The following is a 13,168-nucleotide window of genomic DNA, read 5'->3' on the forward strand; positions in this document are numbered from 1 at the left end:
AGTCATTCAATAAGGGCGGAAACCAGACTTTCGCTGCGTTCGCGAATATATCGACATAACCAACATAAAGCGGAAGTTTGTTTCTGCCACACCCGCGAGTTCGACTTGTTCAAAGGCGATAATGCGGTTTGAGTGGCATCAAGCGTTTTGATGCCTATTGAAAGGAAAGTCGTTGCGACAGCCAACCCCTAGCCAAATTCTTGAGTGGAAGCAAAGACGCGGTCTGCAATCAGGTATTGCCTTTGAAATTCAAACGCGAATAACTGATCTGGAACGAGCCTGGAATGCATCACCGGAACCATACTTAGCAGAGTTCATACCGATGCGGATTACAACCTGTGTCGAGGTTTATACTCGTGAAATCGTTCGGGAACTAATCGATACAGGAGGCACATATCTGGAATCTGCAGGTAAATTAGCCAAGAATGCAAAATTGGACTTGGTTTTCGCTGCACACTTGTCAGGTCAAAAGCTCTCGATCGGTGATTTCGTTGCTCATACTGTTTCAATTAATGGCATCGACGCGGTGATGTCTGCTTTCTCAACTCTAATCGTCGATTTTGGTCATAAGTTGCGGACTTCACACCCACGTTGGTCCGAAGAAACTGAAAGTTGGCCCTTGGATCCAATTCTAAGGGATTATGATCAGACAATTGGAGCTTTAGCGCGAATGTTTGAAGCCAGACATGTCTTGACGCATGAACTTCCAGATTGCCCAGCAATTCAAAAAACGGATGCAACAGTGTTTTGCGAAGCAGCCAGAAATTTCATTGATGCCTGCGATTGGGTCGTAGTTGCAGAGCTGCATGGTTCTGTGCCGCGAACCCAGATAGCAATGAATATTGATGCTAGTAGCAAGCTTGATGATGCTTCAAACGACCTGAAAATGACCCTTGATCTGGTTGCTGGACTTTCAGGAGTGAACACAGATTTGTTAAAAGAATCCCACGCAAAATGGATGGAATTTGCAGATCTCGAGGCTACGATGATCGCTTCACAGGTTAAAGGCGGGTCAATGTATCCCATGCTTTGGGCATCGGCGAAAGAGGACTTGATGCACCGCCGAGTTGCTCAATTCAAAAGCGCTATTGAAGATTGGATGGATTGAAGGTCAGCCGGTGCGAGTTAAGCGTTTGTGACTTCAATCAATGGCATGTTGTCGCCTGTTGACATCGAAGAAAGAGAGCACAAACTAGAAAAGGCAGGTGTCTAGGAAACTAGGGGCACCTCAAACTGACAGACCTACTCTGGGTGCAATTCATCATCATCACCAACGGTTTCTTGCTTGAAAAGTTTCAGATAGTCAAAACGGCGCTCAAGTAACGTCTCGAGAATGGTATCTCGAGCATCGTAGTATTGCCGACCAGGTAAGCCAAGTTTTTCGATAAATTCGGTTTCATACTCGATATATTCGTGTGACTTTTGGAGTAGGCTATCCCAATCCTGCACACTGCATGCGCCGTCGTCACCATCTTCTAGTAAGGATTTTCGAATCTGCTCTTCTGCTTCTCTGATCTTTCGTGCAAGCACCTCAATTTTCGTAACGCTGTCGTGATCTGGATTCAGAAGGTTTGGAAAATCAAACGGTGCGTGCTTCGATATCTCTGTCTCAATTGATTGAATGACATCTCGAACAATTTCACCTATCTGGACTACTTCATTTAGGTTCTTAAAATCTCTGATGTTGGGGTGACCAATGTCGTTAATTGAAATCTCATGAACAAGAGAGTTTCGGGCACTGTACAGTTCACCTAGCACTTTTGCATTGCTGCCCTCTTCGCCTCGTTCTGCATTGAGAACATTAGCTAATTTCTGTTTACAACCGATTGCATCTAATACGCGTTCAAACACCGTTATGTATTTTTGCAGTGTGGAAATTCTGCTCGACCTGGCAATCAAATGAGGGATTGTTAGCCGTTCAGATGCCATACCTAATAACTTAGGGTTTGTTAGGGACTGTTTGATGTCTTCAGGCCCAATCAAGTTTGGAAAATAGTCCAAGAGGTCAAAGAGTCTGGATTTTGCATGCCATTCCAAACATGTCACAAAACCAACTTGATAATACGAGGAAAATTCGAAAAAGGCTGGATACCATTTTTTCTCTAAATACGGGGCAAGTTCTTGATCTAGAGTTTTGGCCTCTTCGACCAGACCATCCAACCGTATCAATGCTGAATATGCATCAAACGTGATAGTCCAGTCTTGATATGGCGTTTTGCAAAATCGATTTGTGGGTTACTAACTGGCGCTGTCAATTTGGAGCTCCTTATTGAGCCAGGATATCAGCTCTAACAAGTACGAAACAAGTCAGATAGTGCAATGTCAGCTTTGGGTAAGCCGCACCGCAACGATAGGAGCCTAACCGGATGCCTGCTCTGGGCCGTCTAGTGCCTGAGACATTCAGTTTCTTGCTTTGTTAAAGCTTCAGAATCTGCACTTCACTCAGTGTAACAACCGCCAAGAATATACCATCATCGGCTTCAAATTTGAAAAGAAAGGTCGGGGTTGAGCGCAAACCAACGCCGAACTGTTGGTCTCGTGGCTGGATTTCTTCCATTTGTTTGATAACCGCAAAAGCAGCTGCGGCCTTGTCAGGTTCATCAAAGAACATGGCCTCTTCATCTATCCAAGTGTATGCGATCAGCCGTGCCGAGCTACCGCTGGACTGCTCAAAGAGTTTTTCCAGAGCTAGTAATGCCGCGCCGTTTGCATCAGTGAAGCCCTTTTGGGGAATGCAAGCAAGAAGCGTCGATGCCATCCGTTGTCCAAGACAAGACCGATTTCTCTATCCTATCGCCCATAAAGAATATGGCTGTCACTGCTGAGTATGGAAGCAACCCTAGGACCTCATAGGCGACCATTGGCCAATCCGCACCAGCTCCGAAATCAACTTCATATGCCGTTGAATATTTTTCCCGGTCAAAATCTCGCAACTTCCAACCAACTGTGTCCTCAAAAAGCTCTGAATCATAGTTCAGCGCGATATCGAACACTGCTACAGAGCCTTCAGAAAACAGAATTTTATCGTATCTATCTTTGATCATGGAAACAGCATTGCGTGTCGCCAACTGAAGCGCAAGCCAACGTCTGCTATTGTGAAGCTGCGCTGCAGCAGGATCCACTCGAACCAATGGCCGCAATGGGCCGGGCCTTGCTAGTGCCGTGAGACTTGGCAGGTGAGGTTGCTGCGGACGATCTAATGACAACAACGAGACCAGAGTGTATTTTGGTGCAAGATGTTCTAGCGCTAGCTTATAGCAGTTGCTCAATTCGGAATGCTTGGCCTCTTTAAGAATGGATTGATTGATGCTTTTTGATTTTGAGGAGCTGGAATGCAACATCTTCGGGGATTTCAAAGCAGGCGACAACGCCGGTTACAACTCTGAACTTCTGAGTAATTTGGTGGAAGCGAACGAAAACGGCAAGTTCAACAAGCCGATTCTTCTTCAAGCGGCCTCTTTGATTGAGGTCGCCGCCATTCAAATCTTTTACCGGGCTCAAAACTATAATCATGAAGGCGTCCCGAACGTGGTGGAAGCAGATCGGCAAGAGATCGAAGATAAGCAAATCGACAAATTTGCCGTGGTGATCGACAATTTGCGAAAATATCAAATCTTAGATGGAATGGGTGCGGACGTTTATGACGACCTGCACAAGCTCCGAAAATATCGAAACAAAATCCACATTCAGTTGGACGTGAACATTCCGAACGTTCACCGAGACGAGGATCGTGTGTTCACAAATGCCAAGACACGTTGGGCAGTCGATCTAAATTGGCGAGTGCTTTCGTACCTTGCGGAGCACTATTCTCGCCCAGATCATATTGAAGGATTTGTTCAACCACTCAGGTTGCCCAAGTCAGCTTGATCTCGGCATACCCAAGGTCGGCTCCGTCCGCGAACTGTGAGTTAGCTTGAACCCTGATCTTGCGTTCGCGGCGAATGTCGGCTTTGCGGGCTGCCGACGCAGCATCGAACTTGCACAATCAAAGTCTGCATTGGGCCGTGAGTGACGGATGCCAAAGTGTCTCAGAGCCAAGATGCTGCGTTGCATCCGATGACTGCAACGAGCCCAGAAGAACGGATGCTGCAAGAAGAACGAATGGCAGCAAGGCTGTTGACTTCCGACATTCCAACGTCGGAAATTTCTGAGCGTTGGATTTGCTCATTTTGAGGACGGGTTTCTGCGGGACATTGCTCATCTTGGGTGGAACGTTTGGGCATCCAAAGTGCTTTCGTGATATGTTTGAACTTGTCTCGATTCGATTGTCCCACGTAATTCTTTGGGACAATATTTTTTAGAGTTTTCTTGGGGCGGTCGTGATGCGAATTATTGCAGGGAATGCCCACCGTCAGGCACACGGCGGTCTCAAATGGATCCTTGGATGTGCGATCTGGGTCGGTGCTCTAACGAGTGCCTCGCACGCGCAAGGGCGCGATCTCATGCTGTTTTATGAAGCGAACGGTTTAAAGGTGCGCGGGCATCTCCAGTTTGGGTTGAACGCTGTCGTTGAGGACAATCTTTTTTGGGACCTCGCCGCAACGACGGCGCCCACCAGTGGTTTTGACCCCGACACAGCTTGGTTGGAAGTCTATATCAAGCCCGGTCTCAGCTTTGAGCAGCAGCTCGATAGCGGAGCAGTGTTTTACGGCAAGCTCTCTGCGGTCTCCTCCTACACCTGGGGAACAGACGCTTTCGACACCGGCGATACCGGAACCACAACGCTCGAAGAAGCCTATCTCGCGATCCGCGGCGATCTTGGTGGGGGCTTATCTTATGACCTCTCACTTGGGCCACGTGAGTTGACGCTTGGCACGGGGATGCTGATCGCGAATGGTGCGACAAGCGGCTTTGAGCGCGGCGCGCTGAAGTTGGGCCCGCGCAAGGCCTGGGAGATGGCCGCCATCGGACGCTTGTCCTTCGGGGATGTCACCGGAACGGCCTTCTACCTTGACCCGAACGAGCTGCCTTCGACGGACGGAAACAACGAGCTTGCAGGTCTCGATATCCGGTTTGACGATCCGGCTGGCGGATATCTTGGCGCGACTTTCGTGAATGTGCTCAATTCAGACTCGCCCTATCCGCAGGCTGCGCCCGGCGGGGTTGGTGCGCCAACCGTGACCCCCGGGGCTCGGGAGGGCACCAATACACTTGGTCTCTACTTCAAAACAAACCCGTTCGCCGGTGCTTTAGAGAACTGGGACTTCACAGGCGAGGTTGCCTATCAGTGGAACGACCGGATCAACCTGGAGGCCTGGGCTGGTCGCGTAGTCGCCGGATACAGCTTCGCAAATGTGGCGTGGTCGCCGTACCTCACGGTGGGATTCCAAACCTTCTCGGGTGACGATCCCAACACGGCGAAACTCGAACGATTTGATCCGCTCTATTATCAAGGTAGCCCAAGCGCCTGGGCGACAGGGTCGAAATCCGCATCGACCTTCATCAATTCGAACGTGAATGCGTTGTCGTTGGCGCTTCGCGTGCAACCGACCAAACGGGACACCTTGACCCTTAGATACTCTCATATCCGGGCAAACGAGTTAAACAGCCCTGTCCAATTCGGGCAGGCGACCCGCGTAGACATCAATGGGAATGTGGTCTCAGGCGTTACAGATGCGCATCTCGCGGATGACCTTTTCCTTGAATACAGCCGCATCATCAACCGCAATACATTCCTGACGGCCGGTGTCTCGGTCTCGTTTCCCGGCAAGGGGATCGACAACGTTGTCGGCGGGGACGCAGACCCATGGACCGGAGGATTTGTCAATGTCGTCGTCAACTTCTAATCTTATCGCGCTGACTACGTGGATTTCTATGGCTCTTGGCGCATCATCTGGCGCAATCGCGCAACCCGCTCCGCTTTCGGCTCAGGACTCCGATCCCAATGTCATAGGCTGGATGCAGGGCTTTCCACCGCCTCCCGACAAAATCATCACGCAGCCAGATTCGGTGTATTTCAGCTTTCCCAGGCTGCGCTGGTCGGTCTGCCATCTCAGAGAGTTCCTGCCCACTAAGGAGATCAGCCGCGGTATTGGCGCGCCGGTGCCGCTGGACTATCTGCCGCCTGCCGAATTCGCCGACATGCGGCAAGAGATTGACGCTCTGACCTTCATGCCGATGGATGGCGAAGAAGAGATGACCTGGGAAGAGTCGCTCTATGCCAACTACACCGATGGAATGCTTGTCCTTCATGAAGGACAGGTGGTCTACGAACGCTATTTTGGGTGCCTTGAGGATGACGGCAAACACGCCATCATGTCGATGACCAAGTCGGTCACCGGGCTTCTGGGCGAAATCCTGATCGAGGAAGGAGTTCTTGACGACACGCTTCTGGTCCGAGATGTGATCCCCGAGATCGGCGACAGCGCCTTTGGCAGTGCGACGGTCCGCGAAGTCATGGATATGACCACTGGCGTTCAGTATTCCGAGGACTACTCGAACCCGAATGCCGATATCTGGCTTTATTCCGCCGCGGCCAGCCCGCTGCCGAAAGCCGAGGGGTACGCGGGGCCCGACGGGTACTGGGAATATCTCCAGCAGGTGCAACCCGAGGGCGAACATGGTGCCCAGTTCCACTACAAGACAATCAATTCCGACATGTTGGGCTGGATGATCAGCCGCGTGACCGGCAAGTCGGTCACCGATCTGGCCTCGGAGAGACTCTGGCGTCGCATGGGGGCCGAACAAGTCGCCTATCAGACCGTCGATGGGAAAGGTGTGCCGTTTGCAGGCGGAGGGATCAGCGCGGGGTTGCGCGATCTAGGGCGTCTCGGGCTCCTGATGTTGAACGGCGGCACCATCAACGGCGAGCGGCTGTTCCCTTCCGCTGTGGTCGACAAGATCAGCGCCGGGGGGGACCCGTCCAAGTTCGCGGGCTTCCCCACAATTCCGGGCGGCAGCTATACTAGCCAGTGGTGGGTCTTCCACAACGACAACGGGGCCTTTGCCGCGCGTGGCGTCCATGGCCAGACGATCTATGTCGATCCGACGGCGCGGATGGTGCTGGTGCGGCTCTCGTCCTTCCCCCAGGCGCAGAACGGGTTCATCGATCCCACCTCTCTACCAGCCTATCAGGCCGTGGCGGATCATTTGATGGCAGAGGATTAGCTGACGAGGTTGGTTGAAGCTGAGTGGATCATCGAAGACATTGCCGGCCGTGGCGTCGTGGACAACAGCCCCGCCAGCCTGATCTTTCTGCCAGGAGGGCGACTCGCGGGGAATACCAGCTGCAACAATCTGATCGGCCAGTACTCGGCAGATGGCATGTCGCTCACATTAACATCAGCAGGTGTCACCAAGATGGTGTGCCCCGAAGCTTTGATGGAGCAGGAGCAGAACCTCCTGAAAGCTCTTGGAACGGTCGAGCGATACACAATAGACAATAACGGCGCGCTTATTCTCACCATAGCAAGCGGAGAGGCCATAAAGGCCTACGGAAGGTAGTGGTGCCCATCCTATCGGATTGTACTGGAACGCCCCGTGAGGAGGTTTCACCGTTTGCAGTCGAATTCGATGGGCGCTTGGGTGAAACATTAGAGGAGGGGATTGATCTCGGACACGGCGGAGTGCCGCGTGGCCCTCTCAAGCCGATGAACGAACCAGATGCATATCATCAACACGCCCAACTTGCGGTGAGTATCTGGAAGGCTCCCTTGAACCCAATACCGGACTTTCGCGCAGCTGCAGCCAAGGGCAGCAAAGTCCGCTCAACGGACAGGGCTGCCGAAGTTCAATTTTTAGCCACGCGGGTTTGCGAGCCCGGCGATGACCTTTGTGCGTTTGACGTATTTGCCCCGGATGCTTTCGGCGGCGACGCGGGTGTCATCTTTGGACGCAAGGCTAGAAGTTTCGCCGACAAAGCGCAGACACACACGGGCGTGCACGTCATAGGTTTCTGAGATGACTTCGCTGATGCGATCCAGTTCTTCTTCAAAGTCCTTGGGCACGCGTTTGAGAACCCGCAGGCTGGTCACCAACTCTTTGTGATCGGCGTAAAACAACCCCGAGAAATGTGGATCATGGGCCGTCATGTCAGGGCGGATACGTGTTTCGTAATCTTCGGTCGAGAAATCGGCAGCCAGATGGAAGGCCACGGCGGACGCCTCCATAAGGTCGGCGAAATCGCTGAGGATGGATTGCGTCACAGGGGCATGTTCGCGGTCTAGCGCCTCTTCCAATACGTGCAAAAGATAAAGCATGCCGTGAATGATCAGGAAGAAGAGCTGGTGCTGCTGTTTCCAGCGGAACAACGCATCCACAGGCACAGACGGAGCGGTGTGTTGGGGCATGTCGCTGGGGAACAACGCCCAATCGGCCAAACGGTGGAGGCCGAGTGCTAGGATTTTCAACTGGTCTTCGTTCAGCTCAGATCCGCCTTCGATGTCGGCCACGCAAACTGGCAGGGCCTGCGCCATGGCCGATCGGAGCATAGCGACAGGGTCACCCGCCGCGCGTTTCACCAAAAAATAACTGTCGAAAGACCGTTGTGCCCCATCAAGGGTGCTTTCGGTTGGATCAAGGTCCACCGCCTCGATAGGCTGAGACACGCGGGCCGCAAGCCCCTGCATCGCCCCGCCGGCAGCCATCAATTGCGACATGCGAAAACGGTTCTTTGGCAAGGCCGTTTCTGCTGCGAACCAATCATGGGGCAGGGGAAGGGTTAGGGTCTCAACATTCATCGTTTCTCTCCTTTAGAGGCGGGGGACGCGTGACTAGAAGCGTCCGCAATCCACTTTCATTTTGTCACCGGTGATCGCAGAGCTCAGATCGCTCGCGTAGTAGAGCGCGGCGCGGCCGACTTCTTCGGGGCCGACCCAGCGCTTGAGAGCGGCGACATCGGTGTAGTTTTCTTTCTCGATTTCGGCGGCGGGGCGGCCTTCGGCCTCGGCGCGGCGGGCTAGGATGCGGTCCATGTTTTCCCCCGACACGGCACCGGGCATCAGAGCATTGACGCGCACACCAACTGGGCCCAACTCTCGGGCCATGGTTTCGGTGATCCCGATCAACGCGAATTTCGACGCTACATAGGCGGATCGCATCGGGTAGCCTTGGATGCCCATCAGCGACGACATGTTGATGATGGATCCGGACCCTTGGGCGGTCATGATCTTGGCCGCTTCTTGAAGGCAATACATTGCCCCGACAAGGTTGATGTTCATGCAGGTTACCCAGTCGCCCATGTCGACGTCAGCGACCGGCGCGATGGGGCCGGGGCCACCGGCGTTATTAAGAAGAACATCAACGCTGCCGGTGATGTCTTTGGCTTGGGCGAAGAGCTTTTGCACATCGGCCTGATCGGATACATCGCAGGCAATCGCGTGCCCGCCCACGGCCTTGGCCACCTTTTGCAGCGGTTCAAGCCGACGTCCGGCGACGACAACGGTCGCCCCAGCGTTTGCGAAAACGTGGGCGGTTGCCTCGCCAATACCGCTGCCACCGCCTGTGATAACGGCAAGTTTGCCGTCTAGTCGGGCTGGGTCATGTGTCATATCGTGTCCTTTTCAAAGTCGCGCCCCGGATCAAACAAAGGCATTTCGGGCTCTCGCCCAAGAATGGAATCGCCCATCAGCTGGCTGATATAAGGGCCGATGGTGTAGCCGCCGCGCACGCAGCCCAGAACATAGGCGTCAGGCACGCCAGGCAGGGGGCCCGCAAGCGGGTAAAAGTCTGGCACGTTGGCCTCGAACCCTGTCCAACTGCGCAAAACGCGTGCCTTGGCCAAGGCCGGAACGGCGTATTGAGCCAATGCAAGATTGGGTTTAACCGACCCGGTATCGACGGTGCCGCGCCCGTCTTGTGGGGTGCCAAGCCCTTGCCAGCCGCCACCGATCAAAACGGTGCCGTTGGCCTTTTGCTTCATGGTCAAAAGACCCGTGGCATGACCGATCACACTGCTCATCAGTGGCTGGAGACGTTCGGTAACCGACACGGTGTTGACCCGCGCGTTCACCGGCAGAGCTACATCTAACAGGGCGGCCAAGGGTTTTAGCCACGCGCCGGCCGCCAGAAGGATACGGTTTGCGCGGATCGGGCCCTGCGGCGTGGTTAGAGTGAACCCGTCGCCCCGATCAATGTCCATCACGGCACAGCCTTCGCGATAGGGGATACCCGCGTCACGTAATTTGCCGCGGTAATACTGCCCGGTGAGCGAGGAGTTGGCATAGCCATCCTCAGGACAGAAACTTGCCGCCTCGACCTTTTGGGTCAGGTTCGGTTCAGCCGCCCGCAAGCGATTGTTTGAGACAAATTCAATCGGAGCACCAGCATTGGCTTTAAGGGTTTGGCGCTCGTGCAACATTTCGGCTTCGCGGGAATTGAAGGCGAGCGTATAGCCACCGGTTTTCGCAAAGCCGACAGCATCGCCCATCTCTTCCCAACAATGGTGGCCCTTAAGCGCATAAGGCATCAGTTTCACGCGCTTGATTTGCAGGCTAAGCGTGCCTGCGTTGACGCCGGACGCCCCTTGGCCAAGATCGCCCTGATCAAGGACAATTGTGGACATGCCGCCCTCAGCGACTCGTAGAGCGGTGGCGCATCCCATGATGCCACCGCCGATGATGGCGATGTCGTATGCGGTGTCATTTGTCATAGCGGTGCCGGTTTCGGGATAGGTAGATCATCGTAGTCAAAATCGCCTGCGGCTTGTCCCAAGGGCACGGGGCGCAGGGGCGGGCGCGGTGTTGGTGGTGGGACGTCTGATGTTGATTTACCCGCTTGGGCCGCGATCAAGGCAGCAATCACCGTTTGGCAATATTTGCCGCCACAGGGGCCCATGCCTGCGCGCTGGCCGGATTTCACGGCATTGGTGCTATTTGCACCGGTCGAAATTTCGGCACTGATGTCGGCGCGGCTTAGGCTTTCGCAACGGCACAGAATTGTGTCTCGCGTGGTTAGGGCCTGCACGTCGGAACGCGGAATGCTAAGCGCGGTCATCGCACGGCCAAAGCGTTCGGCCCGGCGCCAAGGGCGCAGGGACGGAGAGGGCGCAGAGAACCCAAGATCACGGGCCCCCCGAGTACCTGCCAAAACCCCCTGAAGGGCCGCAGCTGCTGCGCCGCGAATGCCGCAGCCGTCACCACATAAGAACAGGCCGTTGACATTGGTCGCCCCGTCGGCGGCTGCAACGGGCACCCAACCACCCAAAGACGGATCATGGCGGATTGAAACGCCAAGCATCTGCGCGGCCTCGATCTGGGGGATCAACCCATTGCCAAGGCACAGGCTATCAGCGGCAAATTCCGGCCCTGCCGTGGTGCGTTTCAGATTGACGGTTTTGAGGCTCGTAATATGATCTTTGCCTGCAACCTCGGACACCGCATGACCCCACAAGATCGGGACACGCGCCAGCATCAAGTCGGCAATCCACACTGCGCCGCGGGCCAACAGTTTGGGTTGCCCAATCATCGACGGCGTGGCGCGGGCCCAATCGGTGCGAGCATTTGGCGTGACCACGGCGGCCACCTCGCCGCCCAAACGACGAATTTCGCTGGCAACAAAGAACACCAACGGGCCAGTCCCGCTCACAACTGTGCGCTTGCCGGGCAGTGACAGCGTTTGTTTGAAAAGCGAAGTCGCCCCAGCCAAACCTATCACGCCAGGCGTCGTCCAGCCGGGGATGGGTTGCACATATTCACGCGCCCCCGTCGCAAGGATCAACGATCGACATGTGATTTGCTCGGTCGCGCCATGGCGCAAAATTTGCAGGGTCCAATGATCCCCATCGCGGCGGATGTCCCAGACACGGGTGTCGGCCAGATGGGTGGCTGGACTTTTGGAAATGGCGGTGCGCAGAGCATTCCCTGCAGTGGTTTCTGGCGTCACGGGGGCCAACAGGATGCTGGCGGATTTCCCACGCCAGACCTGTCCACCGGGGGCAGGTGCTTCATCAAGCATCACAACCCGCGCACCGCTTTGGGCGGCGGCCAAGGCCGCGTTGCCCCCGGCCGGACCAGCACCAACAACGGCTATGTCGAAAAAATCAGACATCAGGCCCTCTCAACCACTAGGTCTGCCGACACGTCCGTGCGGCAGGCTTCAACAATTTGGCCTTGAACGACGACAGCGCATTCTTGGCACAACCCCATGCAGCAGAACGCCCCGCGCGGGGCACCGTCGTTGGGTGCCTCGCGAAGGGTCATATGCCCCGCCCGCGTGAGGGCAGAAACAAGCGACTCGCCCAAGTGGCCCTGAACCGGTGCGCCGTCAAAGGTGAAGGTCACCGTTTCAGTCCGTTCGATTTGGGCCGCGTGGTTGGGAACCAATCGGATCATTTGTATGAGATACCGAGTTCGTCAAAGGTGCGCTTGATTTTGTCGATGTCGGCTTCTGCCAAGGGCATGACCGGATCGCGCGGCACGCCAGCCGGTTGACCAATCAGGTTCAGAGCCGCCTTGAAGGAGGCAGGCCAAGTGCCGGTTCCCATCAGCAGTTCATAGAGAACTGTCAGTTGGTGATGAGCGTGGCGATAGGTGTCATCTGGTGCACCATTTCCGACGGCAGCCATCTCAGACGGTAGCAAGTCGGTGAATTCCGGACCCGTCGCAATAAAGCCCTTGGCGCCAAGGGCAAAGGCGGGAAGGATGTAGTGGCATGGGCCGGTCATCACAGACAGGCGGTCGCCAAGGCGGTGCAGCAAGTGTGTGTGATAGAAAAAGTCGCGCTGGCTTTCCTTGATACCGATCACATTGTGGTTCTCCAAGAGGCGCTCGGTCTGGTCGATGGTCAGGGAAAATCCCATACGACGGGGCGAGTTATATAGAACCAGCGGCAGTTTGGTGGCTGCCGACACTTTGTCGAAACGGGCCATCAGCTCGGCTTCGGAGGCCTTGAGGACATAGGTCTGTGGCATGGACAACAAGACGTCAGCACCGTTTTCTTCAGCGGCGCGCACATAGGCCAACGAAGCATCAATGGTAGGGGCGGAAATGCCCATCATCACTGGCACGCGGCCTTTGGCGGTGTCCTTGGCAAGGCGGACAAGGCGGCCGCGTTCCTCGGCGTTCAGCGCCCAGCTTTCGCCGTTGTCGCCAGCGATGCAGATACAGGTGGCCCCGCGCGACAGAAGAAATTCAAAGAGGTCTACAAAGGCGTCCTCCATGATTTCGCCGCGTTCGTTAAAGGGCGTCGCGATGGCGGGAACATAGCCGTGAAGGTCTTCTTTTTGCATGGG

General features: G+C 55.0%; 15 protein-coding genes. 6 read left to right on the forward strand and 9 right to left on the reverse strand.

The window, feature by feature from the left end; translation table 11 throughout:
* Nucleotides 1-172: 172 nt before the first annotated feature.
* On the forward strand, nucleotides 173-1,108 hold the full coding sequence (locus AC5EFR_RS22270) for a lysozyme inhibitor LprI family protein (protein WP_493577896.1): 936 nt from the start codon (nucleotides 173-175) through the stop codon (nucleotides 1,106-1,108).
* Nucleotides 1,109-1,242: 134 nt separating this feature from the next.
* Here AC5EFR_RS22270 and AC5EFR_RS22275 read toward each other — a convergent pair whose 3' ends face one another.
* From AC5EFR_RS22275 to AC5EFR_RS22285, 3 genes are all read right to left on the reverse strand, one after another.
* Nucleotides 1,243-2,160 carry a hypothetical protein gene (locus AC5EFR_RS22275; RefSeq protein ID WP_493577897.1) on the reverse strand — a complete coding sequence of 306 codons (918 nt, stop codon included), beginning with the start codon at nucleotides 2,158-2,160 and terminating at the stop codon, nucleotides 1,243-1,245.
* Nucleotides 2,161-2,416: 256 nt separating this feature from the next.
* On the reverse strand, nucleotides 2,417-2,758 hold the full coding sequence (locus tag AC5EFR_RS22280; protein WP_493577898.1) for a hypothetical protein: 342 nt from the start codon (nucleotides 2,756-2,758) through the stop codon (nucleotides 2,417-2,419).
* The gene (locus AC5EFR_RS22285) at nucleotides 2,712-3,044 is read right to left on the reverse strand and encodes a hypothetical protein (RefSeq protein ID WP_493577899.1); all 333 of its coding nucleotides are present in this window, start codon (nucleotides 3,042-3,044) and stop codon (nucleotides 2,712-2,714) included. The genes AC5EFR_RS22280 and AC5EFR_RS22285 overlap by 47 nt, the downstream gene beginning before the upstream one ends.
* 262 nt (nucleotides 3,045-3,306) lie before the next feature.
* Between AC5EFR_RS22285 and AC5EFR_RS22290 the strand changes: the two genes are divergently transcribed.
* The 5 genes from AC5EFR_RS22290 to AC5EFR_RS22310 all read left to right on the forward strand — a co-directional run bounded on the left by AC5EFR_RS22290 (nucleotide 3,307) and on the right by AC5EFR_RS22310 (nucleotide 7,443).
* On the forward strand, nucleotides 3,307-3,867 hold the full coding sequence (locus tag AC5EFR_RS22290; RefSeq protein WP_493577900.1) for a hypothetical protein: 561 nt from the start codon (nucleotides 3,307-3,309) through the stop codon (nucleotides 3,865-3,867).
* 141 nt (nucleotides 3,868-4,008) lie between these two features.
* Nucleotides 4,009-4,173, forward strand: coding sequence for a hypothetical protein (locus AC5EFR_RS22295; protein ID WP_493577901.1), 165 nt, complete (start codon nucleotides 4,009-4,011; stop codon nucleotides 4,171-4,173).
* Nucleotides 4,174-4,442: 269 nt separating this feature from the next.
* On the forward strand, nucleotides 4,443-5,786 hold the full coding sequence (locus AC5EFR_RS22300) for an alginate export family protein (protein ID WP_493577902.1): 1,344 nt from the start codon (nucleotides 4,443-4,445) through the stop codon (nucleotides 5,784-5,786).
* Nucleotides 5,767-7,107: a serine hydrolase domain-containing protein gene (locus AC5EFR_RS22305; protein ID WP_493577903.1), complete on the forward strand. Its 1,341-nt coding sequence runs from the start codon at nucleotides 5,767-5,769 to the stop codon at nucleotides 7,105-7,107. The genes AC5EFR_RS22300 and AC5EFR_RS22305 overlap by 20 nt, the downstream gene beginning before the upstream one ends.
* A gap of 9 nt (nucleotides 7,108-7,116) precedes the next feature.
* On the forward strand, nucleotides 7,117-7,443 hold the full coding sequence (locus AC5EFR_RS22310; RefSeq protein WP_493577904.1) for an META domain-containing protein: 327 nt from the start codon (nucleotides 7,117-7,119) through the stop codon (nucleotides 7,441-7,443).
* A gap of 293 nt (nucleotides 7,444-7,736) precedes the next feature.
* Here the strand turns inward: AC5EFR_RS22310 and AC5EFR_RS22315 are convergent, their stop codons facing one another.
* Genes AC5EFR_RS22315 through AC5EFR_RS22340 form a run of 6 tightly spaced genes read right to left on the reverse strand, consistent with a single transcriptional unit; the run spans nucleotide 7,737 to nucleotide 13,165 of the window.
* Nucleotides 7,737-8,678 carry a 3-methyl-L-tyrosine peroxygenase-related protein gene (locus tag AC5EFR_RS22315; protein WP_493577905.1) on the reverse strand — a complete coding sequence of 314 codons (942 nt, stop codon included), beginning with the start codon at nucleotides 8,676-8,678 and terminating at the stop codon, nucleotides 7,737-7,739.
* 33 nt (nucleotides 8,679-8,711) lie between these two features.
* Complete coding sequence (locus AC5EFR_RS22320) at nucleotides 8,712-9,488, reverse strand: SDR family NAD(P)-dependent oxidoreductase (protein ID WP_493577906.1); 777 nt, start codon at nucleotides 9,486-9,488, stop codon at nucleotides 8,712-8,714.
* Nucleotides 9,485-10,588, reverse strand: a complete 1,104-nt coding sequence (locus AC5EFR_RS22325; RefSeq protein WP_493577907.1) for an NAD(P)/FAD-dependent oxidoreductase — start codon at nucleotides 10,586-10,588, stop codon at nucleotides 9,485-9,487. Before AC5EFR_RS22325 ends, AC5EFR_RS22320 begins: the two co-directional genes overlap by 4 nt.
* Nucleotides 10,585-11,985, reverse strand: coding sequence for an FAD-dependent oxidoreductase (locus tag AC5EFR_RS22330; protein WP_493577908.1), 1,401 nt, complete (start codon nucleotides 11,983-11,985; stop codon nucleotides 10,585-10,587). Before AC5EFR_RS22330 ends, AC5EFR_RS22325 begins: the two co-directional genes overlap by 4 nt.
* Complete coding sequence (locus tag AC5EFR_RS22335; RefSeq protein WP_493577909.1) at nucleotides 11,985-12,269, reverse strand: 2Fe-2S iron-sulfur cluster-binding protein; 285 nt, start codon at nucleotides 12,267-12,269, stop codon at nucleotides 11,985-11,987. Before AC5EFR_RS22335 ends, AC5EFR_RS22330 begins: the two co-directional genes overlap by 1 nt.
* Nucleotides 12,266-13,165, reverse strand: coding sequence for a dihydrodipicolinate synthase family protein (locus AC5EFR_RS22340; RefSeq protein WP_493577910.1), 900 nt, complete (start codon nucleotides 13,163-13,165; stop codon nucleotides 12,266-12,268). The genes AC5EFR_RS22335 and AC5EFR_RS22340 overlap by 4 nt, the downstream gene beginning before the upstream one ends.
* Between the last annotated feature and the right edge of the window lie 3 nt (nucleotides 13,166-13,168).

This window comes from Pelagimonas sp., from assembly GCF_058892305.1.